25 protein-coding genes, 2 tRNA genes and 1 pseudogene are annotated in these 25,989 nt (G+C 61.0%); 15 read left to right on the top strand and 13 right to left on the bottom strand.

The genetic code is table 11. The features are described from left to right. Positions 1–9: 9 nt before the first annotated feature. The 6 genes from E5K00_RS02895 (at position 10) to groL (ending at position 6,136) form a co-directional block, all read left to right on the top strand. Entirely contained in the window at positions 10–1,332 is a 1,323-nt protein-coding gene (locus E5K00_RS02895; RefSeq protein WP_135461497.1) for a sigma-54 interaction domain-containing protein, read from the top strand. Next, positions 1,313–1,849 carry an LptE family protein gene (locus E5K00_RS02890; RefSeq protein ID WP_135461495.1) on the top strand — a complete coding sequence of 179 codons (537 nt, stop codon included), beginning with the start codon at positions 1,313–1,315 and terminating at the stop codon, positions 1,847–1,849. Before E5K00_RS02895 ends, E5K00_RS02890 begins: the two co-directional genes overlap by 20 nt. A gap of 151 nt (positions 1,850–2,000) precedes the next feature. Then, positions 2,001–3,488 (top strand): hypothetical protein, encoded by a 1,488-nt coding sequence (locus tag E5K00_RS02885; protein ID WP_135461493.1) that lies wholly within the window; start codon positions 2,001–2,003, stop codon positions 3,486–3,488. Continuing rightward, positions 3,489–3,890: a preprotein translocase subunit SecG gene (secG, locus tag E5K00_RS02880; RefSeq protein WP_135461491.1), complete on the top strand. Its 402-nt coding sequence runs from the start codon at positions 3,489–3,491 to the stop codon at positions 3,888–3,890. A gap of 271 nt (positions 3,891–4,161) precedes the next feature. Then, entirely contained in the window at positions 4,162–4,452 is a 291-nt protein-coding gene (gene groES, locus E5K00_RS02875) for a co-chaperone GroES (RefSeq protein ID WP_135391854.1), read from the top strand. 43 nt (positions 4,453–4,495) lie between these two features. After that, positions 4,496–6,136 carry a chaperonin GroEL gene (groL, locus tag E5K00_RS02870; protein WP_135461489.1) on the top strand — a complete coding sequence of 547 codons (1,641 nt, stop codon included), beginning with the start codon at positions 4,496–4,498 and terminating at the stop codon, positions 6,134–6,136. 297 nt (positions 6,137–6,433) lie between these two features. Here groL and E5K00_RS02865 read toward each other — a convergent pair whose 3' ends face one another. Continuing rightward, the gene (locus tag E5K00_RS02865) at positions 6,434–8,167 is read right to left on the bottom strand and encodes a peptide MFS transporter (RefSeq protein ID WP_245328194.1); all 1,734 of its coding nucleotides are present in this window, start codon (positions 8,165–8,167) and stop codon (positions 6,434–6,436) included. Between the two features lie 255 nt (positions 8,168–8,422). Here E5K00_RS02865 and pckA point away from each other — a divergent pair, with 255 nt between their 5' ends. Further along, positions 8,423–10,045, top strand: coding sequence for a phosphoenolpyruvate carboxykinase (ATP) (pckA, locus tag E5K00_RS02860; protein WP_394346323.1), 1,623 nt, complete (start codon positions 8,423–8,425; stop codon positions 10,043–10,045). Between the two features lie 75 nt (positions 10,046–10,120). On the opposite strand, the gene E5K00_RS02855 is transcribed toward pckA, so the two are convergent. Further along, entirely contained in the window at positions 10,121–11,194 is a 1,074-nt protein-coding gene (locus E5K00_RS02855; protein ID WP_135461485.1) for an SDR family oxidoreductase, read from the bottom strand. Between the two features lie 150 nt (positions 11,195–11,344). Between E5K00_RS02855 and E5K00_RS02850 the strand changes: the two genes are divergently transcribed. Beyond that, a complete protein-coding gene (locus E5K00_RS02850; protein WP_135461483.1) occupies positions 11,345–12,049 on the top strand; it encodes a 16S rRNA (uracil(1498)-N(3))-methyltransferase in 705 nt (234 codons plus the stop codon). 14 nt (positions 12,050–12,063) lie between these two features. Here the strand turns inward: E5K00_RS02850 and E5K00_RS02845 are convergent, their stop codons facing one another. After that, on the bottom strand, positions 12,064–13,497 hold the full coding sequence (locus E5K00_RS02845) for an RtcB family protein (protein WP_135461481.1): 1,434 nt from the start codon (positions 13,495–13,497) through the stop codon (positions 12,064–12,066). A gap of 120 nt (positions 13,498–13,617) precedes the next feature. After that, positions 13,618–14,127 (bottom strand): YdcF family protein, encoded by a 510-nt coding sequence (locus tag E5K00_RS02840; protein ID WP_210114268.1) that lies wholly within the window; start codon positions 14,125–14,127, stop codon positions 13,618–13,620. A gap of 219 nt (positions 14,128–14,346) precedes the next feature. Here E5K00_RS02840 and E5K00_RS02835 point away from each other — a divergent pair, with 219 nt between their 5' ends. Further along, positions 14,347–15,009, top strand: coding sequence for a DUF4159 domain-containing protein (locus E5K00_RS02835; protein WP_135461477.1), 663 nt, complete (start codon positions 14,347–14,349; stop codon positions 15,007–15,009). 61 nt (positions 15,010–15,070) lie between these two features. On the opposite strand, the gene E5K00_RS02830 is transcribed toward E5K00_RS02835, so the two are convergent. From E5K00_RS02830 to E5K00_RS02810, 5 genes are all read right to left on the bottom strand, one after another. Beyond that, positions 15,071–15,583, bottom strand: a complete 513-nt coding sequence (locus tag E5K00_RS02830) for a hypothetical protein (RefSeq protein ID WP_135461475.1) — start codon at positions 15,581–15,583, stop codon at positions 15,071–15,073. An 87-nt stretch (positions 15,584–15,670) separates the two neighbouring features. Then, positions 15,671–16,135: a 1-acyl-sn-glycerol-3-phosphate acyltransferase gene (locus E5K00_RS02825; RefSeq protein WP_317128867.1), complete on the bottom strand. Its 465-nt coding sequence runs from the start codon at positions 16,133–16,135 to the stop codon at positions 15,671–15,673. Positions 16,136–16,306: 171 nt separating this feature from the next. After that, the gene (locus tag E5K00_RS02820; protein ID WP_135461471.1) at positions 16,307–17,095 is read right to left on the bottom strand and encodes a patatin-like phospholipase family protein; all 789 of its coding nucleotides are present in this window, start codon (positions 17,093–17,095) and stop codon (positions 16,307–16,309) included. A gap of 15 nt (positions 17,096–17,110) precedes the next feature. Further along, complete coding sequence (locus E5K00_RS02815) at positions 17,111–17,956, bottom strand: MBL fold metallo-hydrolase (protein WP_135461469.1); 846 nt, start codon at positions 17,954–17,956, stop codon at positions 17,111–17,113. Between the two features lie 132 nt (positions 17,957–18,088). Next, positions 18,089–19,036: an acetyl-CoA carboxylase carboxyltransferase subunit alpha gene (locus E5K00_RS02810; protein ID WP_135461467.1), complete on the bottom strand. Its 948-nt coding sequence runs from the start codon at positions 19,034–19,036 to the stop codon at positions 18,089–18,091. Positions 19,037–19,312: 276 nt separating this feature from the next. On the opposite strand from E5K00_RS02810, the gene E5K00_RS02805 reads away from it, so the two are divergent. The 4 genes from E5K00_RS02805 (at position 19,313) to E5K00_RS02790 (ending at position 21,084) form a co-directional block, all read left to right on the top strand. Continuing rightward, positions 19,313–19,386 (top strand) — tRNA-Asp (locus tag E5K00_RS02805). A gap of 85 nt (positions 19,387–19,471) precedes the next feature. Further along, a complete protein-coding gene (locus tag E5K00_RS02800) occupies positions 19,472–20,029 on the top strand; it encodes a GNAT family N-acetyltransferase (RefSeq protein ID WP_135461465.1) in 558 nt (185 codons plus the stop codon). A 204-nt stretch (positions 20,030–20,233) separates the two neighbouring features. Next, positions 20,234–20,307: transfer RNA gene (locus E5K00_RS02795), tRNA-Asp, on the top strand. 225 nt (positions 20,308–20,532) lie between these two features. Next, positions 20,533–21,084 carry a hypothetical protein gene (locus tag E5K00_RS02790; protein WP_135461463.1) on the top strand — a complete coding sequence of 184 codons (552 nt, stop codon included), beginning with the start codon at positions 20,533–20,535 and terminating at the stop codon, positions 21,082–21,084. Positions 21,085–21,188: 104 nt separating this feature from the next. On the opposite strand, the gene E5K00_RS02785 is transcribed toward E5K00_RS02790, so the two are convergent. After that, positions 21,189–21,701: an NUDIX domain-containing protein gene (locus E5K00_RS02785; protein ID WP_135461461.1), complete on the bottom strand. Its 513-nt coding sequence runs from the start codon at positions 21,699–21,701 to the stop codon at positions 21,189–21,191. A 219-nt stretch (positions 21,702–21,920) separates the two neighbouring features. Here E5K00_RS02785 and E5K00_RS02780 point away from each other — a divergent pair, with 219 nt between their 5' ends. Next, positions 21,921–23,381, top strand: coding sequence for a DEAD/DEAH box helicase (locus tag E5K00_RS02780; RefSeq protein ID WP_135461459.1), 1,461 nt, complete (start codon positions 21,921–21,923; stop codon positions 23,379–23,381). A gap of 248 nt (positions 23,382–23,629) precedes the next feature. Beyond that, on the top strand, positions 23,630–24,118 hold the full coding sequence (locus E5K00_RS02775; protein WP_135461457.1) for a hypothetical protein: 489 nt from the start codon (positions 23,630–23,632) through the stop codon (positions 24,116–24,118). 120 nt (positions 24,119–24,238) lie between these two features. On the opposite strand, the gene E5K00_RS22740 is transcribed toward E5K00_RS02775, so the two are convergent. The 3 genes and pseudogenes from E5K00_RS22740 to E5K00_RS23305 form a co-directional block, all read right to left on the bottom strand. Continuing rightward, positions 24,239–24,406: a hypothetical protein gene (locus E5K00_RS22740; RefSeq protein ID WP_167856731.1), complete on the bottom strand. Its 168-nt coding sequence runs from the start codon at positions 24,404–24,406 to the stop codon at positions 24,239–24,241. Positions 24,407–25,082: 676 nt separating this feature from the next. Beyond that, positions 25,083–25,226, bottom strand: coding sequence for a hypothetical protein (locus tag E5K00_RS23035; protein WP_245328193.1), 144 nt, complete (start codon positions 25,224–25,226; stop codon positions 25,083–25,085). A 291-nt stretch (positions 25,227–25,517) separates the two neighbouring features. Beyond that, positions 25,518–25,685, bottom strand: a pseudogene (locus tag E5K00_RS23305) (helix-turn-helix domain-containing protein); the annotation flags it as partial. Positions 25,686–25,989: the final 304 nt, after the last annotated feature.

Raw genomic sequence — 25,989 nt, 5'->3', positions numbered from 1 at the left:
CTTCCGACCTTGACACCTTCCGAAATACAATCCATCAAGCAACGCTTCGGCATTATCGGCAATGCGCCGGCCTTGAACTACGCCATTCAGGTGGCGGCCCAGGTCGCGCCCACCGATATGACGGTGCTCATCACCGGGGAAAGCGGCTCGGGGAAGGAATCCTTTTCCAAGATCATCCACGCCCTCTCGCCGCGCAAGCACGGGCAGTTCATTGCCATCAACTGCGGGGCCATTCCTGAGGGCACGATTGACTCCGAGCTGTTTGGCCACGAGAAAGGTTCGTTTACCGGCGCCCAGGAGGCCCGCAAAGGCTATTTCGAAGTGACCAACGGCGGCACGATCTTCCTCGACGAAATCGGGGAAATGCCGCTCGGCACCCAGGCCCGCCTCTTGCGCGTGCTCGAAAACGGCGAGTTTATCCGCGTGGGCTCCAGCAAAGTGCAGAAGACCGACGTGCGCGTGGTGGCTGCTACCAACGTGAACCTGCTCGACGCCGTGCGCGAGGGCAAATTCCGGGAAGACCTCTACTACCGCCTCAACACCGTGCCGATTACGGTTCCACCGCTGCGGGAGCGGGGCGACGATATCTACCTACTGTTCCGCAAGTTCGCTACTGATTTTGCCGAGCGGTACCGCGTCAAGCCCATTGCCCTGAGCCCGGAGGCCGTGACGGAGTTGCAGCGCTTCAGCTTCCCCGGCAACATCCGCCAGCTCAAGAACGTGGCCGAGCAGATGTCGGTGCTGGAAACCGAGCGGGACGTGGACAATGCCCGCCTGCGCCAGTATTTGCCCGCCGAGCAGAGCAGCCGCCTGCCCATGCTGCTGAGCGCCTCCGGCGCGGGAGCCGAAGCCAACGGCTACTCCGAGCGCGACCTGCTCTACAAGGTGCTCTTCGACATGCGCCGCGACATGACCGACCTCAAAAAGCTGGTGCTGGAAATGGCCGCCGGGCAGCGCCCCGCCGAAGCCCAGGAGCTGCTGCGCCAGAACAGCCACCTGTTCAACAACCTGAACGTGGCCCCGGTATACGAAAACAGCCGCCTGGCCCGTTCTGGCCCCACCGACGGCGGCGCGACGGAGTACTTCATCAACCCGCGACCGGAAATAACGGTGGAAGACGCCGCCACCTACGAAGACGAGCCGCAACGGGTGGAAGACATTCCGCACGAGACGGAAGAGGAAACCCTTTCCCTGGAGGCCAAGGAAAAGGAAATGATTATGAAGGCCCTCAAAAAGCACCACAACAAGCGCAAATACGCCGCCCACGACCTGGGCATTTCGGAGCGCACCCTCTACCGCAAGCTGAAGCAATATGACCTGGAGCAACTATAGGAAACTGGCCGCCTGGCTGGTGCTGCTGGCCCTGCTGCCGCTGTTTAGCGGGTGCAGCGTGTATTCCTTCACCGGCACCAGCCTCGATCCGGCGGTGAAAACCATTTCCATCCAGACGTTTCAGAACACGGCCAGCAACGGCCCGTCCTTTCTGGCTCAGCGCTTCACTGAGGAGTTCAAGGACTATTTTCAGCGTAATACTACCCTCAAGCTGGTGCCCCGCAACGGCGACCTGCAGTTCGAGGGCCAGATCGTAGCCTACGACTTTGCCCCCGCCGCTATTCAAAGCCAGAACGGTGTCGACCAGGCCGGCGTCAACCGCCTGACCATTCAGGTGCGGGTGCGCTACACCAACACCCAGGACCCCAAGCAGGATTTCGAGCAAACCTTCCAGAGCTACGGCGACTTTCCCGCCACCCAGGATATTGCCCGCATCAACAACGACCCCGTGGCCCTGCGGCGCATCATGCTCAACATCATCACCGACGCCTTCAACAAGTCGGTAGCCAACTGGTAGGCGGCGGCCGGAAAAGCGGCTGTTTTCCCGGTTAGCGTGGGTTTCCTGCGTAATTTGATGCACTTTTGCCGCCCCGTAAGCCGTTCCGTAGCATTAGGAGCGCGCCCGGGGTGGCCCGGCCGGTCACTTTTTCCCCTTACCGTTTCCGTCTATGACCCGCGCGTCGCTGTTGCACATTCTTGATCATGTAAGCGCCATTTCGGAAACCGAAATCCGGGAGTTGGAGCAGCTGGCGGCGGCCTTTCCCTACTGCCAGACGGCCCACGTGCTGCTGGCCAAGGCCGCCCACGATCAGGGCAGCATGCTGGCCGGCCAGCGCCTGCGCCGGGCCGCCACCTACGCCACCGACCGCCAGTTGCTGCGCCAGCTGATCGAGCAGCCGGCCTTCAGTACTACCGAGCAGTTTGCGGCCCCGGCCCCGGTCGCTCCCGGGGATGAAACGCCCGCCCTGGGCCCGGAAGCTACCTTCGTAGCTGTGGCGCCGGCAGAACCTGCCGAAGAAGAGGTTGCGGCTCCGGAAGCCGCAGCGGCGGAAGTAGCTCCGGCCCCAGCCGCCGCCGACAGCGTTTCGCTTGTCGCTTCAGAGGAAATACCCACCCCCGAGCAGATCGAGGTAGCGGAGCCGTCTGAGGCGCCGATTCAGGAGGAGTTGCCCACCGCCGAACAGCAGCCGGAAGCTCTAGAAGAAACAGCGCTGGAACGCACACCTGAGGCTTCAACTGAAGTCTTGGCGCCGGCCGCCGCGCCGGAAGCTACCATCCTGGCAGCTATTCCGGAGCAGGAAGCCGAAGCTTCCGCCGCAGAGCAGGAGCCGGCGGAAAACACGCCCGGGCCGGAAGCTGTAACGGACGCCGCTTCCAGCTCGGAACTACTTGAGCCCGACACGGCAAATACCCCTATTGATCAAGCGGTTATTGCTGACGAGCTACTGCCCGAAGATTCTTCTGTACCCGCCGAAAATCTGGAGCCGGTAGCGGCCACCTTCCCTGCCGCGGAACCGGTTGCGGAGCCGGCCGACGAAGACATCCTGCCGCCGGTTGCGCCGCCCATCCGCCCTCCGGCCGAGGCTGGGTCTTCCCGGTTTGAATTTGGCCTGGGCCTCCCCGACCCGGCCCACGGAGCAGTGTATGAGCTGCCGGTGCCGCAGGAAGACGAAGCTCCCACTGCCGCCGCGGAAACCGCCGCGGCCGGCTTCCGCGGCGACGACTTCCTGGCTTACGCGCTCAGCGGCGGCAGCCGCCTGGGCTTCTGCCTGCAAGCGGCCGACGAGCTTACTATTGCCCTGCCCGGTACCACGTTCTTTGCCCCCGATGCCCTGCTGCACGCGCAGCCCCCCCGCTACCAGCCCGCGCCGCCGCCCGCCCCCTCGTCCTTTGACCTGATCAACAAGTTCTTGCGCAACAAGCCCCGCCTGCGCACCCCGGCCGCCCGGCCGGCCGCGGGCGAGGAGCAAACCGATTTGTCGGTGCGCAGCACCCAGGGCGTGCCCGATCTGGCCTCCGAAAGCCTGGCCCAAATCATGGTGCGTCAGGGCAAGCTCCACAAGGCAATTGAAATATATGAACGGCTGATGGTGCGTCAGCCGGAAAAAAAGGCGTATTTTGCCGACCAAATTCAACAACTGAAATCTACCGAGTAAATGTATTACGCTCTCATTGGCCTGATTCTCTTCGTATGCTTGCTGCTGGCGCTGGTAGTGCTGGCCCAAAACCCCAAAGGTGGTGGACTGTCGAGCCAGTTTGGCTCGGGCGGCGCGGCCAACCTGATGGGCGTAAAACGGACCGGTGATTTGCTGGAGCGCCTCACCTGGGGCTTTGCCATCGGTATGATGGTCCTGACCCTGGGCACCCACGTGCTGAATGGCACCTCGGACGCCGCCGGCCCGGTTCGCAGCGTCAACCAGCAGCGCGCTCTGGAAGCCAAGCTGCCCACGGCCCCGGCTACGCCTGCCCCGGCCGCTCCCGGCGCTCCGGCTCCGGCTCCGGCCGCTGCTCCCGCCGCCGCTCCAGCTCAGCAGCCCGCCACCACACCGGCTCAGTAGCCTGAGTTTAGCTCTGTTTTTTCAAGCCGCTGGTTCCTTTCGGGGAGCCAGCGGCTTTTGTTTTTCCCAGGAATTCAGTTGCCGCCACTCCTTCCCGACTGAAGCAACTTTTTGCGCGATACCCTGACACGTGGGCACGAAGCAGTGAAAACCTGACTGAGAATAGCGCTAAAACGTGTTCATTCTGTCAGGTTCTGGGAGGCTGGCACAAGAAGTGTTGCCTGCGGGCACAGGTTCATTTCAACCAACCCATTCAACCAAAACGAACAATATGTCACTAAGCATGAAACCGCTGGCTGACCGCGTCATCATTGCACCGGCTGCTGCTGAGGAAAAAACCAAATCGGGCATCATCATCCCCGATACAGCAAAAGAAAAGCCCCAGCGTGGCGAAGTAGTGGCTGTAGGCGAAGGCAAAGTGGCCGACAGCGGCACGCTGATCCAGCCCCAGGTGAAAGTGGGCGACCAGGTGCTATATGGCAAATACGCCGGTACGGAAATCACCGTGGATGGCCAGGACTACCTGATCATGCGCGAGTCGGACATTTTCGCCGTCCTGTAAATCACCCTTTCCTTTCCGAATTCATCCTCTCTGTTAACATACGATGGCTAAGAACATCCAATTCGATACCGACGGCCGCGACAAACTGAAGCGCGGCGTAGACAAACTGGCCAATGCCGTGAAAGTAACCCTGGGCCCGAAAGGCCGCAACGTGGTTATTGACAAGAAATTCGGCGCCCCCACCATCACCAAGGACGGCGTCACCGTGGCCAAGGAAATTGAGCTGAGCGACCCAATCGAGAACATGGGTGCCCAGCTGGTGAAGGAAGTAGCCTCCAAAACCGCCGACCAGGCCGGTGATGGTACCACTACTGCCACCGTACTGGCCCAGGCCATCTACGCGGCCGGCTCGAAAAACGTAGCCGCCGGTGCCAACCCCATGGACCTGAAGCGGGGTATCGACAAGGCGGTGAAAGCCGTGGTGGAGAACTTGAAGGCGCAGTCCAAGAAGATTGAAAACTCGTCGGAAATTGCCCAGGTGGGCGCTATTTCGGCCAACAACGACATGGAAATCGGCCAGATGATTGCCGACGCCATGGACAAAGTGGGCAAGGAAGGCGTTATCACCGTGGAAGAAGCCCGCGGCACGGAAACCGAAGTAAAAACGGTGGAAGGCATGCAGTTCGACCGGGGCTACCTTTCCCCTTACTTCGTGACCAACCCGGAGAAAATGGAGGCCGAGTTCGACAACCCTTTCGTACTCATCTACGATAAGAAAGTAAGCACCATGAAGGAGCTGCTGCCCGTCCTGGAGCAGGTAGTTCAGACGGGTAAGCCCCTGGTTATCATCTCCGAAGATGTAGACGGCGAAGCCCTGGCCACGCTGGTAGTCAACAAGCTGCGCGGCTCGCTGAAGATTGCCGCCGTGAAAGCGCCCGGCTTCGGCGACCGTCGCAAGGCCATGCTGGAAGACATTGCCGTGCTGACTGGCGGTACCGTTATTTCGGAAGAGCGCGGCTACAAGCTCGACAGCGCTACGCTGGAGTACCTCGGCACCGCCGAGAAGATCATCATTGACAAAGACAACACCACGATTGTCAATGGTCGCGGCGAGAAGGAAACCATCACCGCCCGCATCAACGAAATCAAAGCCCAGATCGGCACCACCACTTCCGACTACGACAAGGAGAAGCTCCAAGAGCGCCTGGCTAAGCTGTCGGGTGGCGTGGCCATTCTCTACATCGGTGCTTCCACGGAGGTAGAGATGAAAGAGAAGAAGGACCGCGTCGACGATGCCCTGCACGCGACCCGTGCGGCCGTGGAAGAAGGCGTAGTGCCCGGCGGCGGTGTTGCCCTGGTGCGCGCCCTGGACGCGCTGGAAGGCGTTGACACCATCAATGGTGACGAGCGCACCGGCGTGAACATCATCCGCACGGCCATCGAGGCTCCCCTGCGTACCATCGTGGCCAACGCCGGTGGCGAAGGCTCGGTAGTGGTGCAGAAAGTGCGCGAAGGCAAAGGCGACTACGGCTACAACGCCCGCGAAGACCGGTACGAAAACCTGATGGCGGCCGGTATCCTCGACCCCACCAAGGTAACGCGCCTGGCCCTGGAAAATGCCGCCTCGATTGCCGGCCTGCTCCTGACCACCGAGTGCGTGATTTCGGACGAGCCCGAAGCCGACAAAGACCACGGCCACGGCGGTGGTGCTGCCGGCATGGGTGGCATGGGCGGCATGATGTAATTCGGCCCCGCCCGAGCCAGCTGCTCGGACCAATTAGAAAAGCCCCGCTGAATTTATTCGGCGGGGCTTTTTGTTGGTCCGAGCAGCTGCATGTAACGCGAAGTTCCACTTCGCGAGCCGTGGTGGCGGACTGGTGCTGGGCCGCAAATGAGCAATAGACGCACACAGCGCTACGCAATACAGGCATCCTACGCCTTGTTCAACGATTCGCCCAGTGAAACTGCGCGTTACAGCCGATCAACGAAAAAGCCCCGCCGGACAATCCAGCGGGGCTTTTACAGATCGGTATAGAAGGTACTACGCCTCTACCGGCTCGGCCATCATCGTGTTCAGACGCTTGTAGAGCACGAACAGGATAAGCGAAGCAACGGCCGACAGCCCGACGAAAATCAGGAAGAAGTCGTAGAGGCTGGTGATTTGGAAGCCCAGGAATGAGGGCCAGTGCGAGGTCAGCTCCAGCTCGGTCAGCTTGGCCGTGACGTCGGCCGTGGCCTGGGAGGTGCCGTTCAGAATGTCGGGCAGGTTGATGCCAGCCTTGGAGGCTTTAGCAAATTCGCCGGGACCGGGAGGATATAGGCCCGACAGCACACCCGCCAGCTTGTTGCCGGCCGCCGTAGCCAGGAACCACACGGCCATCAGCAGCGAAGCAAAGCGGGCCGGAGCCAGCTTGTTTACCAGGGCCAGACCAATGGGCGACAAGCACAGCTCGGCGAAGGTGTGCACCAGGTACATCGTAATCAGCCAGAACATGCTCACCTTGGTGCTGGCGTCCACGCCCTTCACCCCGAAGGCAATGATGAGGTAACCCACGGCCATCAGCATCAGGCTGATAGCCATTTTCAGGGGCGAAGAAGGCTCGGTACCCCGCTTGCCCATCCAGGTCCAGAGCACGGCGAAGATGGGGGCAAACACGATGATAAACAACGCATTGGCCGACTGGAAATACGAAGCCGGCACGGTGTACGCGCCCAGCTGCCGGTCGGTTTGCTCGTCGGCGAAGAAGGTCAGCGAGGCGCCGGCCTGCTCGAACGTGCCCCAGAAGAAGATTACGAAGAAGCTCAGAATGAAAATCACGTAGATCTTCTGCTTCTCGCGGGCCGTAAGCGTGGGGTCGGTCAGGATGGTAATGGGAGCCACAATCATGGCCGAGAACACCAGCGCGCCAATCCAGTCGCGGTCCATCAGCCAGGCAATGGCGGCGTATACTACCGCAAACAGGCCAATGAGCATGGGCAGCTTGCTGGCGAAGCTCTTGGCGGGCTGGGCAATGGTTTCGGAGCGGACGGGGCCGTCGGTCTGCACGGGCACGACCGGGGAGGCTTCCACCGTGCGCTCGGGCTTGGCGCCCAGCGGGGCACCTTCGGCCGTTACGACGTACTTGCTTTTCAGCAGCTCAAAGGTGAGGCTACCCACGAGCATGCCGATACCGGCCGCCAGGAAGCCCCACTTGAAGTCGGCCGGGTTGCCCGTGTCGCCGAGCGTGCCGCAGACCAGGGGCGAGAAAAACGCGCCCAGGTTGATGCCCATGTAGAAGATGGTGTAGGCCGCGTCAATGCGCGAATCGCCCTTGGGATAGAGCGAACCAACCATCGAGGAGATATTGGGCTTAAAGAAGCCGTTGCCAAAGATCAGGCAGCCCAGGCCCAGGAAGAACAGCAGCAGCTGGGAGGAAGGCACCGCCGTCTGGCCCGTCTGAAACATGGAGGCGCTGAAAAACAAGCAGAACTGCCCGGCCGCCATCAGCAGCCCCCCCACCAGAATCGAGCGGCGGTTGCCCCAGTAACGGTCGGCGACGTAGCCACCCAGCAGCGGCGTGAGGTACACAAGGCTGGTATAGTTGCCGTAGATGAGCGAGGACATCTCCTTGTTCATCAGGAGGGCCTTGATCATGTAGAGCGACAACAGGGCGCGCATGCCGTAATAGCTGAAACGCTCCCACATTTCGGTAGCGAAGAGCACATACAGGCCCTTGGGATGACCAGTCGACGCGGGCATAGTAGGTTGCTCGCGTACGGCGGAGGCTGTTTGCATGAAAGGGAAATAAAGGTGAGGGGAGAAAGAAAGACCCGCCGGCAACTGCCGGACGGGCGTTGGTAAAGCTACAAAACTTTCGCAATTGCGAACCGTAGGGGGCTTTTCAGGGCCTATAGACTTGTTGGCATAGCGAATATTCGCTAAATTTTCTGTTTAACTAACAACTGTAAGCGTCAGCATCAGTTTTTTGTCTATTTTTGTCCTGCGATTCCCCCATCTCCCACCCATTTTCACCCCGTTTTCGGCCCCATGATGGACACTGCCGCTACCACTTCTCTCCGCAATCGTTTGCAGCCACTCGGTTTCTCCCAAACCGGCGAAGTACACCTCAATCTGACGCCGGCCGAGCTTGTTGAGCACGCCCTGCGCCGGGGTGAAGGCACGCTCACCGACACCGGTGCCCTGATGGCCGACACCGGCAAGTTCACCGGCCGCTCGCCCAAAGACCGTTTCGTGGTGAAGGACGCCAACACGGCCGACTCCGTATGGTGGGGCGACATCAACATCCCCTTCGACGCCGACAAGTTTGACCAGCTGCACACCAAAATGGTGCAGTACCTGGCCGATAAGGAGCTGTACGTGCGCGAAGCCTACGCCGGCGCCAACCCCGACTACCAGCTGAAGCTGCGCGTGGTGAACGAGCTGGCCTGGCACAACCTGTTCTGCTACAACATGTTCCTGCGCCCCGCGGAAGGCGCTGACACGTCATGGCTGCCCGACTTTACCATCATCTGCGCCCCCGGCTTCGAGGCCGACCCCGCCGTGGATGGCACCCGGCAAGCCAACTTCGCCATTCTGAACTTCACCAAGAAGATGATTCTGATTGGCGGCACGGGCTACGCCGGCGAGATGAAGAAAGGCATTTTTGGGGTGCTCAACTACCTGCTGCCCTACGAGCACAACACCCTGAGCATGCACTGCTCGGCCAACGTGGGCAAGGACGGCGACACGGCCGTCTTCTTCGGCCTCTCGGGCACGGGCAAAACGACGCTGTCGGCCGACCCGAACCGCGGCCTGATCGGCGACGACGAGCACGGCTGGACGCCCGACGCGGGCATCTTCAACTTCGAGGGCGGCTGCTACGCCAAGGTTATCGACCTGAGCCGCGAGAAGGAGCCCCAGATCTGGGACGCCATTAAGTTCGGCTCCATCGTGGAGAATACCCGCTTTATACCCGGCACCCACACGGTAGACTACGCCAACAAGAGCGTAACGGAAAACACGCGCACGGCCTACCCTATCAGCTACATCGACAACGCCATTGAGCCCTCGGTAGCCGATGCTCCCAAGAACATCTTCTTCCTGACGGCCGATGCGTTTGGCGTGCTGCCTCCCATCAGCAAGCTCGACAAGAGCCACGCCATGTACCACTTCATGAGTGGCTACACGGCCAAGGTAGCGGGCACCGAAATGGGTGTTACTGAGCCCCAGACCACTTTCTCGGCCTGCTTCGGCGCCGTGTTCCTGCCCCTGCACCCGACCAAGTACGCCGAGATGCTGGGCCAGAAAATGGACGAGAACCCCGACGTGAACGTGTGGCTGATCAACACGGGCTGGACGGGCGGCTCCTACGGCGTGGGCTCGCGCATGAAGCTGGGCTACACCCGGGCCATGATTACGGCCGCCCTGAACGGCGAGCTGCACGACGTGACCTTCACCAAGCACCCCATCTTTGGGGTGGAAGTGCCCGCCGCCGTGCCCGGCGTGCCCACCGACATTCTGGACCCGCGCAACACCTGGTCGGACAAGGAAGCCTACGACAAAACCGCCGCCGCCCTGGCCGATAAGTTTGTCAACAACTTCCAGAAATACGCCGACTTCGCCAACGAGGAAATCCTGGCCGGCGCACCCAAAGTAGCCGAGGTAACGGCTTAAGCTTTGGTCCTACCCCAAACAGAAAGCCCCGCTGGCAGCTGCCAGCGGGGCTTTCTGTTTATTCGACCAGCTGGGCTACTCCACCCACTGGGCGCTGTTGGCCTCCGTCACGGCAGAATCGGCGGCGGCGGTGGTAGTGGTGCCGTTTTTGGATTTGCGCACCAGAGCCGCTACTCCTAGCCCTACGGCCCCGGCCACGGCGGCCGTTACCAGCGGGTGAATGGTGGCGGTAGTGTAGAGGCTGGTTTCCCGGGTGTGGCCGGGGTAGTTGCCGCGCTCCTCGAGGCGGCCAGCGGCGTGGTCGAGGCCGTTCTGGTGGAGGGGGCGCGGGGCGTAGTCGGCTTTTTCCTGCTTGGCAAACACGTTTTCCATAAACTTATCGAGCAGACGCGGAGCCAGGTGCGCCATACCCACCATGGCCCGGCCGCCGCCGCCCACGGTGATTTCGCGCTCGGGCACCTCGCAGCAGTGCAGAATAGCGCGGGCCACGGTTTCGGGGGCGTAGGCGGGCGGGGCGTGCTGGGCCTCGCGCTCCATGTAGTTTTTGGCGTGCAGCGGATAGGGTGTGTCGATGGCGGCGGGCTTGATCAGGGTGACGACTACCGGGGCCTCGTCCATTTCCAGCTCCATGCGCAGGCCGTCGGTGAAGCCTTTCACGGCGTGCTTGCTGGCCGAGTAAATGGTTTGCAGAATGGCCGTGCTTTCCGACAGGATGCTGCCGACGTTGATGATGGCCCCGCCGCGCTGCTTGAGGTGCTTCACGGCTTCCATTGAGCCGTAAATCAGGCCCCAGACGTTGGTATCGAACAATTTGCGCATGTCTTCCACCGGAATATCCTCCAGCTTGCCGTAGATCGACACACCCGCGTCGTTAATCCAGGTGTCGAAGCCGCCGAACTCGGCCTGGGCGGCCTGGGCCACGCGGCGCACGTCGTCCTGGTTGCTCACGTCGGCTACCACGTAGGTGGCGTGGCCGCCGGCGTCGTTGATTTCGTCGCAGAGCTGGCGCAGGGCGTTTTCACTGCGGGCGGCCAGCACGAGCTTCGCGCCTTTTTCGGCCGCCATGCGGGCCGTGACGAGCCCGATGCCCGAGGACGCGCCGGTGATGACAAGTACCTGCTTGGATAGTTTTTTGAGTTTGGTGGCCATAATCGGAGAAAGTAGAAGTTGTGGTTGGGGAGCTTACTTCTACGACCCGGACCGGGCTTGGATGCAGAAAAAATTCTGCTGCTGAGCTTCGTCGGCCACGGCACACCCGTTTTACGCGCTTCCCAACCCCGGAAGCCCTACTTTTGCGCCATGCCCCACACCTTCTACGCCCCCGACCTCAACGGCCCGACCTATACCCTGCCCGAAGACGAAAGCAAGCACGCCGTGCGGGTGCTGCGCCTGGGGGTCGGCGACGCTGTCGTGCTGGTAAACGGGCGGGGTGGCATCTTTCAGGCCGAAGTAGCCGACGCCAACCCCAAACGCTGCCAGCTGCGCGTAATTAGTCAGGAGGAGGTTAAGCGCCGCGCGTATTTTGTGCACGTAGCCGTGGCGCCCACCAAAAACCTGGACCGGATGGAGTGGCTGGTCGAAAAGGCCGTGGAAATCGGGGTTGACCGGATTACGTTCCTGCGCGGCAGCCGCTCGGAGCGGCGGGAGCTGAAGCTGGAGCGCCTGGAAAAAATTGCCGTCAGCGCCCTGAAGCAGTCGGGCCAGGCCTGGCTGCCCCAGCTGGATGAGCTGACCGACTTCGCCAGCTTTGTGCCTACTGTTGAGCCCACCACCACGTTTATTGCCCACCTGGAAGAAGGTGAGCGGACAGCTTTATCCCACGTAGCGGCCCAAGGCGCCGGCTGCTGCGTGCTTATCGGCCCCGAAGGCGACTTTACGCCCCAGGAAATCGAGCTGGCCCGGCAGCGCGGCATCCGGCCCGTGACGCTGGGCGCTTCGCGGCTGCGCACCGAAACGGCCGCGCTGGCGGCGGTGCACACCGTGCACGTGGTGCGGGAGCTGTGATTCTGGCCAGCCCCCTATTCAGCCGTTAGCGCCGAGCCGTCGGCCTGGGAGTCGTCGGCGGCCAGGCGGGCGGCTTCCTTGGCCAGCTTTTTCTTGCGCCAGGGCGCGTCCTGCTCCCAGTCGCCGGCCATGATGCAGCCGTAGGGCCGGATTTCGTCGACGGTCGTGGCCAGGTTGAAGTCCGTAATTTGCCGCTGCACGTCGGCGGCGTCCTTGTAGGCGCTGGGCAGCTCGGAAATATCAATCTGGTTGAAGAAAAACCGGGCGTCGATGCCCTGGGTTTCGGCGGCAAACAGCTCTTCCTTGGTTTGCCCGATCTTGCTGTACTTGTGGCGGGTGCGGCTCAGATTGCGGCCGGCCCCGTGGGGCGCAAACCCGAGGTTATTCGCCGTCGTCGTGCCTTCCACAATCAAGATGGGCTGGGCCATGTTGAGCGGAATGATGCGCGGCCCGGTGATGTCAGGCATGAACTTGGGGTCGAGCGGCGTGGCGCCCTTGGCGTGGTAGTACAGATCCCCGTCGCGAAACACGAAGTTGTGCTCGTTCCAGAACCGCTGCTGCACGGTGGCGCCCAGCTCAGTGGCCAGGGCATCGTGCAGGCACAGATGGTTTTGCTTGGTCCACTTCCGGATAGTTTGCAGGGCGGCCCAGTACTGCTCCCCTTCCGCCGAGTCGCTGGGAATCCAGGCGTTGGGCGGGGCGGTTTCGGGGGAAATAGCCTGCCGGAACCGTTCGGCCACCTTCATGCCTTGCGTATACAGAGCCGCGCCGGGGCCGCGGGAGCCGTGGTGGGTCACGAGCACCGTGTCGCCGGTGTTGCGCGAGATGCCCACGTAGAGAAAGTGGTTGCCGTCGCCCTGGGTGCCCAGATGCTCGCGGGCAAACTTGAGGCTGCGCGCCGAGTTCAGAAACGGATTGGCCCGGAATTCGGCCTCAATATCGGCCGGCAAGGCAAACTGCTGGCCTTCGGGGCGGCCGCCGGGCCCGAAGTGAGTAATCTGCTGGGCCGCGTCGAGCACGGTTTTGGGGTCGGCCTGGCCCAGGTTGGTCAGCATCACCGAGCAGCAGATATCGGCGCTGTGCATGCCGGGGTGAATGGCGTTGCGCGCGACGACGATGCCGCCCACCGGAATCGTGCCCAGCGGACCGGCCGGGCAGGCGTCGGGCATGATGGCACCGGCCACCACCGTGGGCGTGCGCATGAGCAGCTGCATCGACTGGCGCACGTAGTCGATGTTGGCCTGCTCCACGGCCGAGTCGGCGCGGATGTTCTCGTGAAACGGCACGGGTTGAGCCAACAGCGGCAGTTCCGGGGCGGGCTTTACCGTGTTGAGGTAGGTCTGCAGGGCGTCGCCTTCCAGATTGTGCGTGTTGATGTGCTCCAGGGCGGCTTTAAACCACTTGCCGGGCTTCAGGCCCAGGTTCACTAAATCGTTGCCGGTAATCATGCAATAGGTTGGTTAGAAGGAATAGAACTAGTGGGCCGGAGGCGCAGTACAAGGCAAGAAACGACTTTTTACGGGCCAAAGCGCAACGCGGCAAAAACCTGGGAAGTGCATGGTATGGTTTTAAAACAGCTGCTGCTGATAATAGCCCACGAACTCTCGACCCAGGGAGTAAACATCCCGCCACTCTACGTACCGGGGGCTCGCACTGCTGATGTGAGTGAAACCCGCCTTGCGAAACAGCATTTTGGTGCGGGTCAGGTGGTAGTACTGCGACACGGTAATCAGGCTCCGAAAGCCCAGACTGTCCTGCAGGCTTAGGGTATTGCGTACGGTCAGCTCCGTAGTATTGCCTTTATTGTCCACGATAATCCGGTTTCCCGGCACGCCCTGCTGCCGCAGATAGTCCCGCATCTTGCTGCCTTCGTAAAAGCCTTCCTTGCCCAGACCGCCGCTGACCAGCAGCCGCGGCACCCGCCCCGCCCGGTAAAGATGCAGGCCACAGTCCAGCCGCTGCCGCAGCCGCTCCGACAACGAGCCGTCGGGGTTGACCGTGTTGCCCAGTACCACAGCCACGTCGGCCCGCTGTCCGGAGTCGGTCAGGCCGTCGGCTACCACAACGCTCGTGTGCACAAGGCCCCAGACAATCAATAGCACCATTGTAAGGGAAGCCAATCGGCGAATTTTCATGCGGCAGCGAGATAATAGCGGCAACTTCGCGAATCCTGAACGGCCGGGCAATCAACGCAGCCACGAAGCACTAGTATAGCGGCAATGTAGCCCCACGACTGAACTTTGCCACCTTGGCCGTACTTTGTAGTCTATTACGAGCATCTACGCTCTTGCTGCCTTATGCTGAAAAACCTGCTGCTTTCCTTTCTGCTGCTCTTGTCCCTGGCTGCGGCCGCGCCGGTAGCACCCAGCTTCCGCATTGCCAAGCTGCACTACGGCGGGGGCGGCGACTGGTACGCCAACAAAACCAGCCTGCCCAACCTGATCCGCTTCTGCAACCAGACGCTGCGCACCAACATTGCCCCCGACGAGGCCACCGTGGAGCTGGATTCGCCGGAGCTGTTCACCTACCCCTTCGTGCACATGACCGGCCACGGCAACGTGTCGTTTACGGAGGCAGAGGCCAAAAACCTGCGCCGCTACCTGATTGGCGGAGGATTCCTGCACATCGACGACAACTACGGCCTCGACAAGTTCATCCGGCCCGAAATGAAGAAGGTATTTCCCGAGCTGGAGTTCGTGGAGCTGCCCTACTCCCACCCGATTTACCACCAGAAGTTTCAGTTTCCCAAGGGTTTGCCCAAAGTGCACGAGCACGACGGCAAGCGTCCCCAAGGCTTCGGCCTGCTCTACAAAGGCCGCTTAGTCTGCTTCTACAGCTACGAGTGCGACCTGGGCAACGGCTGGGAAGACGTGGGCACCTACGACGACCCGCCCGCCACCCACGACGCGGCCCTGCGCATGGGCGCTAATCTGGTGTCGTACGCACTGACCCAGGATTAACCCAGAAAAAGCCCGGTTTCGCCGGGCTTTTTCTGTTTGTAGGTTTCTTAACAAGAGCGCCCTACTCAAATTTCCGCTTCAGAATCTCGCTCAGAATAAAGGCGTCGCGCAGGTCAGCCGGGGTGCGGAGCCGGTCGGTGATGACGCGCCGGGCGGCGGGAGCGGGAGCCGTGGGGCGGGGGCGGCGCAGCGGGTTGTCCGGAGCCGGGTGGTCCAGGCCGGTGTTGCGGCGGGCTACCGGAGCCGCTCTTTCGAGCGAGACATTCGTGGCGCGGCGCTCCTGCGACTGGGCTTTGCGCGCGGGCTGTTCCAGGGTGCGGGCCTTGGGAGCCTCCTCGTGGGGCAGCTCTCGGCCGCCGGGTGTGCGGGCGGGAGCCGTAGTGGGGTTGCCCTGCTGGTTTTGCTGCTGCATCTGCTTGAGCAGCTCCTCGAAGGAGGTGCTGGGCAGCGGCACGCGGGCCGGGGGCCGCTCCTGCTGCTCGCGCCGGGTGGTGTCGCGCATTTTCTGCACCATGCGCCACACGAAGACGACGAGTCCAAACAGAATCAGGCCGAGGGTTTGCAGTTTTTCCATAGCAATGGGCAGCGGGCTTTACGCAGAAAAGGTACGCCTTTTCGGGACGTACCTTTTCCTATTTACGGGCAGAAAGCCGATTACGGCTTACCGCACGCCTTTTTCCGGAAACCGGCCCGTCTTGGTGCGGTAAAACGCCTTGATTTCCTCCAGGTCTTTTTCGTAGTCGCCGGTGGGCCAGAAGGCGGGGCCCACGCCGGCTTCCTTGTTTTTGTAGTCGAGGTAGCCGAGCAGAATCGGCACGTTGGCACCCATAGCGGCGAAGTAGAAGCCTTTTTTCCAGCGGGGCTGGTAGGCGCGGGTGCCTTCGGGGGTAATGAGAATGACCAGCTCCTCCCGCTCGTTGAAGAGCTGCACCATGCCGTCGACGAGGCTGTTATTTTTTTGCCGATCCACGGGCAGCGCGCCCAGGGCCAGCATCAGCTTGCCCAGCACCGGAATATCCACCCACGATTTTTTTACCGTGAAGCGCACGTCCACGTCCATCAAATAAAACGCGGCCCGGGCAAACATGAAGTCCCAGTTGCTGGTGTGCGGGGCGGCAATCATCATGCTTTTGGGAATGCCGGGCGGCACCTTCGGTCCTAGATGCCAACCGGTTATCCAAAACCAGAAACGGGAAAACTGATACCAGAACGTAGAGGTCTTTCGTGCTTTTTCCATGCAAAAGGTAAGTGACTATTGCCGAAATGGTAGTAGTCAGAGGCCAAAACTAAAGAAATTTCAATCCTGTCCGGCTACCGGATCTTCTTCCAGCAGGCGGCGCAGCTCCTCGGCCCGCGCCAGCGTGTGCGCGTAGCCGATATCGAATATTTCCGAAGCCCGCCGCAAATCCGTGACGCGGTAGCGGTGCAGGGCCGGCGGCTCCAGGATAAAGTGGCACTGGGCCAGGCGGGGCTGCACGTTCATGGAAATGGCCAGATACGCCGTCCGCTCCCCCACTTCCCGCAGCGTCGTGAGCGGGGCTTCCGGGCTCATCGGGTTGCAGTGCACTCCCACGACCACCAGGTTGGCCTGGGCCAGCAGGGGCTCCACCGGCAAGTTGTTCATCACCCCGCCATCGACCAGCACCTGCCCCTGCCACTCCACCGGCCGGCACACGATGGGCACGGCCGCCGCCCCCAGCAAAGGCGGCAGCAAGGGCCCCTGCTGAAAGTACACGGTCTGCCCCGCGGCCAGGTCGGTAGCCACCAGCGTCAGGGGCGTGTGCAGCGCCTCGAACGTCGGCTCATTACCCAAATAGTGCTGGTAGAGCTTTTCCACTAGGTCGAGGCGCACCAGGCCCAGGCGGAATGACGGCCGCAGCAGCCGCACAAACCGAGTGTCGGTCAGCAGGCGGAAGATTTCCCGGGGCGCGAAGCCAGCCGCGTAGAAGGCCCCCGCAATGGCCCCGGAGCTGACCCCGGCAATGTGGCCGATGGGCAGCCGCAGCTCATCCAGGGCCTGCAGCACCCCCAAATGGGCAATACCGCGCGCCGCCCCTCCCGACAAGGCTAATCCGAGCTTGCGCATACGACGAGGGGCTGGTTAAAGGTCTTCGAGGCGGAAGGTTTCGGCCACGCGCACGCCTTTTTCGGTGTGCTGCACCGTGCAGCAGGGCACCGCGGGGTCGTGCTCGAGCACCAGCACCCAGTTTTCGTCGGCGGCCCGGCGCAGCACGGCTTCTTTTTCCGTCATCGTAATTAGCGGGCGCATGTCGTAGCTCATCACGTAGGGCAAGGGAATGTGGCCCACCGAGGGCAGCAAATCGGCCATAAACGCCAGCTTGCGGCCCTTGTAGTTCAGCACCGGCACCATCATTTTCTCAGTGTGCCCGTCGGCGAAGATGATTTCCCGGAACTGCGAGAGTTCGGCCGGCACGCCGCCAGGCCCCACGAAGCGCAGGTGCCCACTCTCCTGAATCGGCAGGATGTTTTCCTTCAGAAAGCTGGCCTTTTCGCGCGGATTGGGCGTCACGGCCCAGTCCCAGTGGGCTTCGTTGCTCCAGTAAGTGGCATTCGGGAAAGCCAGCTCCAACTGCCCGCCGGCCGTGCGCACCACCGAGCCGCCGCAGTGGTCGAAGTGCAGGTGGGTCAGAAACACGTCGGTAATGTCGGCCGAGGTGAAGCCCTTCTGCCGCAGCGAGGCTTCTAGCGAAGCGTCACCGTGCAGGTAGAAGTGGCCCCGAAACTTCTCGTCCTGCTTGTCGCCAATGCCGTTGTCGACCAGCAGCAGGCGGTTGCCATCCTCTACCAGCAGGCAGCGCATGGCCCAGGTACACATGTTGTTGGCGTCCGGCGGGTTCAGCTTCTGCCACATCGACTTGGGCACGACGCCGAACATGGCGCCCCCATCGAGCTTAAACAGGCCGGTATTAAGGGTATGAACAGTCATAGAACAAGGAAGGTTGGGTGGGTTCCGGATTGGGCGGGAAAGGTAGCAAGGAATAAAAAAAGCGTCATGCCGGGTTCCGCGGAACCCGGCATGACGCTTTGTACGACTGAGGCAGCCAGTCGGCCGCCCGCGTTATTCTACCACGACGCCCATGGCCGAGAACTTGTCGATGCGCTGGCTGATGCGCTCCTCCGCGGGCACGGCCTCCAGCTCGTCCAGGGTCTTGATCAGGGTTTTCTTCAGGGTGTCAATCATCTTGGCCGGCGCGGTGTGGGCGCCGCCCAGGGGCTCCTTCACGATGCCGTCCACGAGCTTGGCGCTCAGCATGTCGTTGGCCGTGAGCTTGAGGGCTTCGGCGGCCTGCTCCTTGTAGTCCCAGGAGCGCCACAGAATGCTGGAGCACGACTCGGGCGAAATCACCGAGTACCAGGTATTTTCCAGCATCAGCACCCGGTCGCCGATACCGATGCCCAGGGCCCCGCCCGAAGCGCCCTCGCCGATGACGACGCAGATGACGGGCACCTTGAGCATGAACATTTCCTTCAGGTTGCGGGCAATGGCTTCGCCCTGCCCCCGCTCCTCGGCCTCCTGGCCCGGAAAGGCGCCCATCGTGTCAATCAGCGTCACGACGGGCTTGTTGAACTTCTCGGCCAGCTTCATCAGGCGCAGGGCCTTGCGGTAGCCCTCGGGGTTGGCCATGCCAAAGTTGCGGTACTGCCGCTCCTTGGTGTTGCGCCCCTTCTGCTGCCCAATGAACATTACCGAGCGGCCGTCCAGGTCGGCAAAGCCGCCCACCATGGCCTTGTCGTCGCCCACGGTCCGGTCGCCGTGCAGCTCCACGAACTTGGAGGTCATGCCCTCGATGTAGTCGAAGGTGTAGGGCCGGTCGGGGTGGCGCGAGAGCTGCACGCGCTGCCAGCGCGTGAGGTTGGTGTAGGTTTCCTTCTTAAGAGCCTTGATTTTCGCCTCGAGGGCGGTTACGGCCTCCGATACATCTACCTGGCTGTCCAGGGCCAGTTGTTGCATTTCGCGGAGTTTGCCTTCGAGGGCAGCAATTGGTTGTTCGAAATCGAGGAGCATTGCCGGGGATGAATGCGTCAGGGTGACAAAAATGGGAATACGGCCAAACCACCGAAGTAGTCCGGGCGAAAGCAAAGGTAATTGAAACGCCTCCATACGCGCCGCCACCGGCCCGGAATGATTTTACGAAAAAATAATGTCGCTGAAAAACAGGCATAAAGCTCCGTCAGGGCATTTTATTTCCAGAAAAAGCGGGGCCATAGTTGCGTAATCCCAAAGCTCCTTCTACTTTTGCACCACTTCAACGGAACGCAGCCGGCGTTTCAGGAAGGAAATGGTTCGGTAGTTCAGTTGGTTAGAATGCCGCCCTGTCACGGCGGAGGTCGCGGGTTCGAGTCCCGTCCGGACCGCAAAAGGCTCTTAGCGCTACGCTAAGGGCCTTTTTCGTTTTCGGGCGACGCCAAAACGGTACGCAACTTTTGCTACTTTGCCGCCATGAAGCCTCCCCTAAGCCTGCTCCCGGCCCCAGTCGCCATCGTTCCGCTGCTCGAAACACCCGACCTGCTGCTGCGCGGCCCCCGCCTCAGCGACCTGCCCGAAGCCGCGGCCATGCACACTGACCCCGACTTTTACCGCTTTCTGGGTAATAAGCCCCACTCCCGGGAAGACGTGTGGCGCCGCCTGCTGGGCCAGCTGGGCCACTGGGCCATGCTCGGCTACGGCTCCTGGGCCATCGAGGAAAAAGCTACCGGCCGCTACCTCGGCGGCGTAGGCTTCTTCGATTTTCAGCGCGACCTTACTCCTTCCATCAGCGGCACGCCGGAAGCAGGCTGGGTACTGTCGCCCCGCGTGCACGGCCGGGGTTACGCCAGCCAGGCGCTGCGGGCCGCCCTGGGCTGGGCCGAGGCCAACCTGCCCGCTGAACGCATCACCTGCATCATCGACCCGGGCAACGAGGCCTCCCTGCGCCTGGCCGGCAAGTTCGGCTTCCGGGAATTTGCCCGCACCACCTACCACGACGACCCCATCGTCTTGCTGGAACGGCGGCGCTAATGACTTCTCTACGGGCGTGATTGGCTCGGGCCGGACTAAAAAGCAGTAGCTAGCCTAAAAATTAATGTCGCTTAAAACCAGGCACAAACGGCTAACGAGGAACTTTTTTCGGCCAAAAGATGGCGCTGGTGTTGTGGAATCTAAAAAGCTGTTCTACTTTTGCACCACTTCAACGGAACGCAGCTGGCGTTTCAGGAAGGAAATGGTTCGGTAGTTCAGTTGGTTAGAATGCCGCCCTGTCACGGCGGAGGTCGCGGGTTCGAGTCCCGTCCGGACCGCAAAAGGCTCTTAGCGCTACGCTAAGGGCCTTTTTCGTTTTTTAGCCGTCGGCTTGAGCCTAGCCGCAGACACGCCCGATCATCCTGGTTGCGCTTGGTCTTCCGATTCCTGGGCTGCGTCGTTTCAGGGCCGGGGTTGAACGAAGCCGCGCTGGCTGCTGTCTGACACTTGCGTACCTTTGCCCCACAGTGGCCGGGCCACGACACGACTACCTTATTTGCTTGATGAAAAAGCTTTTCCTGCTCATTACCCTTCTTTCTTCCTTTGCCGCTTCTGCCCAGATGGTTACGCCGGAGCGCAAGCGCTACATGCGGCCCAAGAAGGACGAAGAGTGCGCCTTGGTGCTCAACGTGACGAAAAACACGGATGAGGACTCCCAAAAAGACGCTTCCATGACCCGCGTGGCCTACCGGCCTTACACCGAGCTGGTAACGGCCCTGAACGCCATGCGCGAGATGAACCGCTGGGCCGACAGCACCTACCAGCGCCGCTTTAAGAACCTGCCGCCCGGCGGCGAGCTGCAGGTAACCATGTACCGCCGGGGCGCTCAGAATGCCGACCCCTCGGCCCTGTCGTTGAAGGCCTCGACCAAAGACGGCAAGGAAGTATTCACCCAAACCCTGACCGCCGGCACCGGCCGGTTCTGGAATCAGGACCAGTACAAGAGCGAGCGGGTTATTCCATTTGTAAAAGTGGACGCGCCCCAGCCCCTGACGCTGATTATTACCGACGCCAAGCTAAAGCAAGACTTCGAGTACGTTATTAACGCTCAGTAGCGCGCCTGGCGAGTAAATAAGAAGCCTGATGAGGGTTGACTCCTCATCAGGCTTCTTATTATCCGGCTTTCACAAATGGTAAAAGCCTCGTTTTTGCGGGTTGCTCAGCGCAGCTGCACCCACTGCACGGCAATCAGCGTTTTGGCGTCCTGCCAGGGCTCGGCGGCCAGCTCGTCGTAGCGGAGCGCCACCACCTCGATGTTCTCATCTTCGTCGATGGCGCCCCCGCCGGGGCCGGTTTGGTGGCTTACCTCGGCGTAGTAGAGCCAGATCTGTTCGGCGCTGCCGCCGGGCGACGAGTACACGTTGGTGATGTAGGTGAGCTTATCGACCTGGTAGCCCAGCTCCTCCTGGATTTCGCGCCGCATGGCCTCTTCCGGCTTCTCGCCTTCCTTGTCGAGCATGCCGGCCGGGATTTCCAGCAGCTCCGACTCGGAGCCGATGCGGAACTGCCGTACGAAGAGGTAGCGCTGCTTTTGGGTGTCGTACACCAGGGCCGCTACGGCATTGCCGGGCTCGAATCGTTCCCGCTTGAGCTGCTTGCCGCCCGTCTGCACCAGCAATTGACTAAGTTTGTAGTGGCCATCGTAGAGAAGTTTACGGTCGGTGACATTCATACACAGGTAAGATTAGTGGCTTTTTCGTTGTTCGGCGCGTAGAACCGCTGGCGCGCCGCCTGCCTTATACGCTTCCGGTTGTTTCCCGCTTGGCCGGGGCCGGAGTTTCTTTTCTCCGCCAAGTTTCTTACGCCTACCCCGCAGCCTGCTTCTAGAAAAAGGCTGCACCGGCCGTTTCAAGTTGTGCCGCGGCCTTTCTTCTTTTCCATTTCCTTTCTGATGACGTTCGACGAACTCAATCTTATTCCGCCCATCCTGCGTGCCCTGCACGAGGAAGGCTACACCACCCCCACCCCCATTCAGCAGCAAGCCATTCCGCACGTGCTCGACGGGCGCGACCTGTTGGGGGTGGCCCAAACCGGCACCGGCAAAACCGCGGCCTTCACCGTGCCGATCCTGCAGATTCTGACGCAGACGGCCAAGCTGGAAAACCACTCCCACTCCCGCATCCGCTGCATGGTGCTCACGCCCACCCGCGAGCTGGCCATCCAGATCGGGGAAAGCTTCGCGGCCTATGGCCGGCACCTGCCCCTGCGCCACACCGTCATTTTCGGCGGCGTGGGCCAACTGCCCCAGACCAACGCCCTGAAGCGCGGCGTGGAAGTCCTCATTGCCACGCCCGGCCGCCTGCTGGATTTGATGAACCAGGGCTTCGTGGACCTGCGCCACATCGAAGTATTCGTGCTCGATGAGGCGGACCGCATGCTCGACATGGGCTTTATCAACGACATCAAGCGGATCCTGCCCAAGCTGCCGGCTTCGCGCCAGACGCTGTTTTTCTCGGCTACCATGCCCGGGGCCATCCAGGAGCTGGCCGGCTCCATCCTGAAGCCGAACCCGGTGAAAGTGGCCGTGACGCCCGTTTCGAGCACCGCCGACACCATTACCCAATCGGTGTACATGGTGCAGAAAAACGACAAGCCGGAGTTGCTGGAGCACATCCTGAAGGATAAGAGCATCAAGCGGGTCCTGGTGTTTACCCGCACCAAGCACGGGGCCGACAAAGTAGTGAAGACCCTGGCCAAGGCCAACATTCCGGCCGAAGCCATCCACGGCAACAAGTCCCAGAACCACCGGCAGCGGGCCTTGTCCAACTTCAAAGCCGGCAGCACCCGCGTGCTGGTCGCCACCGACATTGCCGCCCGCGGCATCGACGTGGACGAGCTGACCCACGTTATCAACTACGAAATTCCCAACGAGCCCGAAACCTACGTGCACCGCATTGGCCGCACCGGCCGCGCCGGTGCCGACGGCGTCGCCCTGTCGTTCTGCGACGAGGAAGAGCGGGCCTACCTGCAGGATATCCAGAAGCTGATTCGCCGACAGATTCCGGTAGTTTCTGACCACCCCTATTTCAGCGTGTTCGTGGTACCGGTGCCGCTCAGCGGTGGCCCGGCTATCCAGCGGCCCAAAGGTCCGGCGGGCCGCGCCCCGCGCCCCGGACGGGGTCAGGAGGCCCGGGCCCCGCGGCCGGCGGGCGGCAGCGCTCAGGGCTCAGGCCGAGGTGCTGGCAACGGTTCCGGTCGGAGTGAGCGGCCAGCGGCGGCCAGCGGCGGCCGTTCTACCTCCGCCAATGCCAACCGCCCGGCCGGCGGCCGCCCCGCTGGCGGCGGCAGCAGCACCTCGGGCGGTGGCGGCGGGCAGCGCCGCCGCTTCCGCGGCGACGGCAACGGCCGGTAGCACCCCGTAAAAACTGGTTTTCTTAGCCAACCGGCGTCCTGAATCGTGGTTCAGGGCGCCGGTTCGGTTTCTGGCCAGTCGGGTGCCAGCATTCTTACGCCCTTACGCCGCAAGTATAGCTGTTGGTGGCAGACAGTGGACGCGGAAATAGCGCGGTGGGTCCTGGGTTGAAACAAAAAAAGTGGTTCGTGGCTTATGATAGCAGCCGTTGGCGCTGACTCTGTATTCCCCGTCTAATTCTGTTTTGTATGGCTCTCAGCACATTCCCTGTCATTCAGGCCCTGCGCGACACTGCCCAGCGCCTCGCTACGCAAGCGCCCTACCAGTGGGGGCACATGGGTAGCTGCAACTGTGGTCATCTGGCCCAAACCGTAACCCACCTGACCAAAGCCGAGATTCACAGCCGGGCCATGCAGCGCTACGGCGACTGGGAGCGGCAGCTGCTCGACTACTGCCCCACCAGCGGCCTGCCCATCGATGAAACCATCGACGAAATGCTGGCCCTGGGCTTTTCCCGCAGCGACCTGACCCACTTAGAAAAGCTCTCCGACCCTGCTATTCGCGCGGCTATTCCCTTTGAGCGACGCAATGCCCTGCGGCACAACCAGCGCGATGATGTGGTCCTGTACCTACAAACCTGGGCCCAACTGCTGGAAACCCAACTGCTGAACGCTCTGCAACTTCCCGCCGACTTGGTTAGTGCCCGGCCGCCTCAGGTTTCGGCCGTGCTGGTCTGAGCCCGCTCAAGCCTAGCTCAGCGAAAATGCCAAAGCCCCGCCGACAGCAGTCGGGCGGGGCTTTTGTATGATCGGAACGCGGACAGTTGAGCTTGGCTACGCTGGTAGCGGCACGCCTACCTACTGAGGGTTGCTGCGCTGAGCTTCGCGGTACAGTTCGGAGCGGTGGTTCCGCTTATAAGCAGCATCGGCGCTTGGGTCCTTCTCGGGGTCAGGAGCTTGCTCGCAGGAAGAAAGGAACAACGAGGCGCAGGCGGCGAACAGGAAGAGCAGACGGGACTTTTTCATGGCTCAAAGGTAAGCACCACCTCCAAAACAGCCAAGCATTATAGTGTATCTCTTGCAAGGTCGGTTATGCCGCTTGCCAGCGACACTACTTGTTACAAACGTAACATCATTCCGCTGCCAGCTTTCACTAGGAGGGCCGGCACAAGCTTTGTTACATTTGATAACAAAAGAAACTCTGGCTGTTGCCCATCAACGCCCCGCCGTTCTCAACCAGCAACTATTTTATGGCCGCCCCAGCGGGGGCAGGTACGGTCCACTAACGCGCTAAATTCATTAGCGGTGTTGGTGTAAAGAAAAATTGGCTTTTAACCAGGCAAGTCAGTGTCAACTGCCTTAGCAATTACAGGCGTTTATCCTGCCGGCAACGTCCAGCGTCAAGCATTTGGCTGATATAGAACTAAATTCACTTATCAGGGCAAGACAAAAATTCGCGCTTTTACAACAACTCAAACTTCAACAAAACCCTGTAACTATTCTGACTAACGAATACTTATAAAAAACACAAGCACAACCTTGCTAATAATATTTAGCAAGATTTTATCTATGAATAATCCGTGCTTCTATCGAGAATGTATAGTCAATCGAACACTGCATCCACAGCATCGTTACCTGTGCTGTAATGGAGCTGTTTACGAAATCTGCCAAATTGCACTAGTCTACCACACCCTATCTATTCCTATTCCGGCTGATAGTCAGCGAAGGTGCCGTCCTGGTAAAAGATGACGATGCGCCTGATCTTCTTGCCGGGCTCGGCGAAAGCCAGCACCGACGTATCGAGCCCGGCAGGGGCCTGGGCGCTCTGCCCACCAGTCTGGGCCACTGCTGCTGCGGCCGGAATTGGCGTGGGCGGCGGAGTGTATTCCGTTGGGTTGGTTCTGGCCGGGGCTGGTAGCAACTCTGGTTCACTTTCAGCTGGCGGCGGCGCGGGCTCGACTGCCTTGCTGCCCGGCGCGGGAGAGGCAGGAGCAGCCGGGGCCGTACGAGGGCGTTTTACAGGCGCCTCCTGGCCTGCACTGGCCTTAGTGGGTAGTGGAGCTTCAGCAGTCACAGCGGGCGCTACAGGGCCGGAATTGGCTATCATAGGTCCAATCCCACTCAACAGCCACGGCAGCGACAAATCAGGGAAGGCCCCGATGACTTTCTGGACCACCTCCAAGCTGGGTTTGTTGCGGCCGCTCAGAATGTGACTTACAATCGGGCGCGCAACTCCAATAGCATCCGCAAACTGAGTGGGGCTCAGCTGCCGGGCTTGCAAAAGAGTTCGAATACGCTCAACCATGGGCAACAGGAAATGAATTAACAAATCTACGAAAGATATAGGGCTGTAGCGCTATTCTTAGACTCAATTACAGTTGTAAATAACCGCGTGCACTACTGGTTACTTTTGTAATAATACATATTGCTAACTTATGCATGAATTACAATTGTAAAACAATTGTAATCTGAGTTCTCCTCACTCGTACTCGTCGTTCAGTTTTGCCTCCGGTCCAGTACAGCATCTCTCTTCGGCGGCAGGGCTGGGCCACAGCGCCTCGTTGGTGGCATTTGCGCTCTAGATTATTCCAGAGAAGCGGCCCCGACCT

Origin of the sequence: Hymenobacter aquaticus (genome assembly GCF_004765605.1) — a bacterium.
In the GTDB taxonomy this organism is placed as follows: Bacteria; Bacteroidota; Bacteroidia; order Cytophagales; family Hymenobacteraceae; genus Hymenobacter; species Hymenobacter aquaticus.
This window is presented reverse-complemented; position numbering and strand designations above follow the sequence as displayed.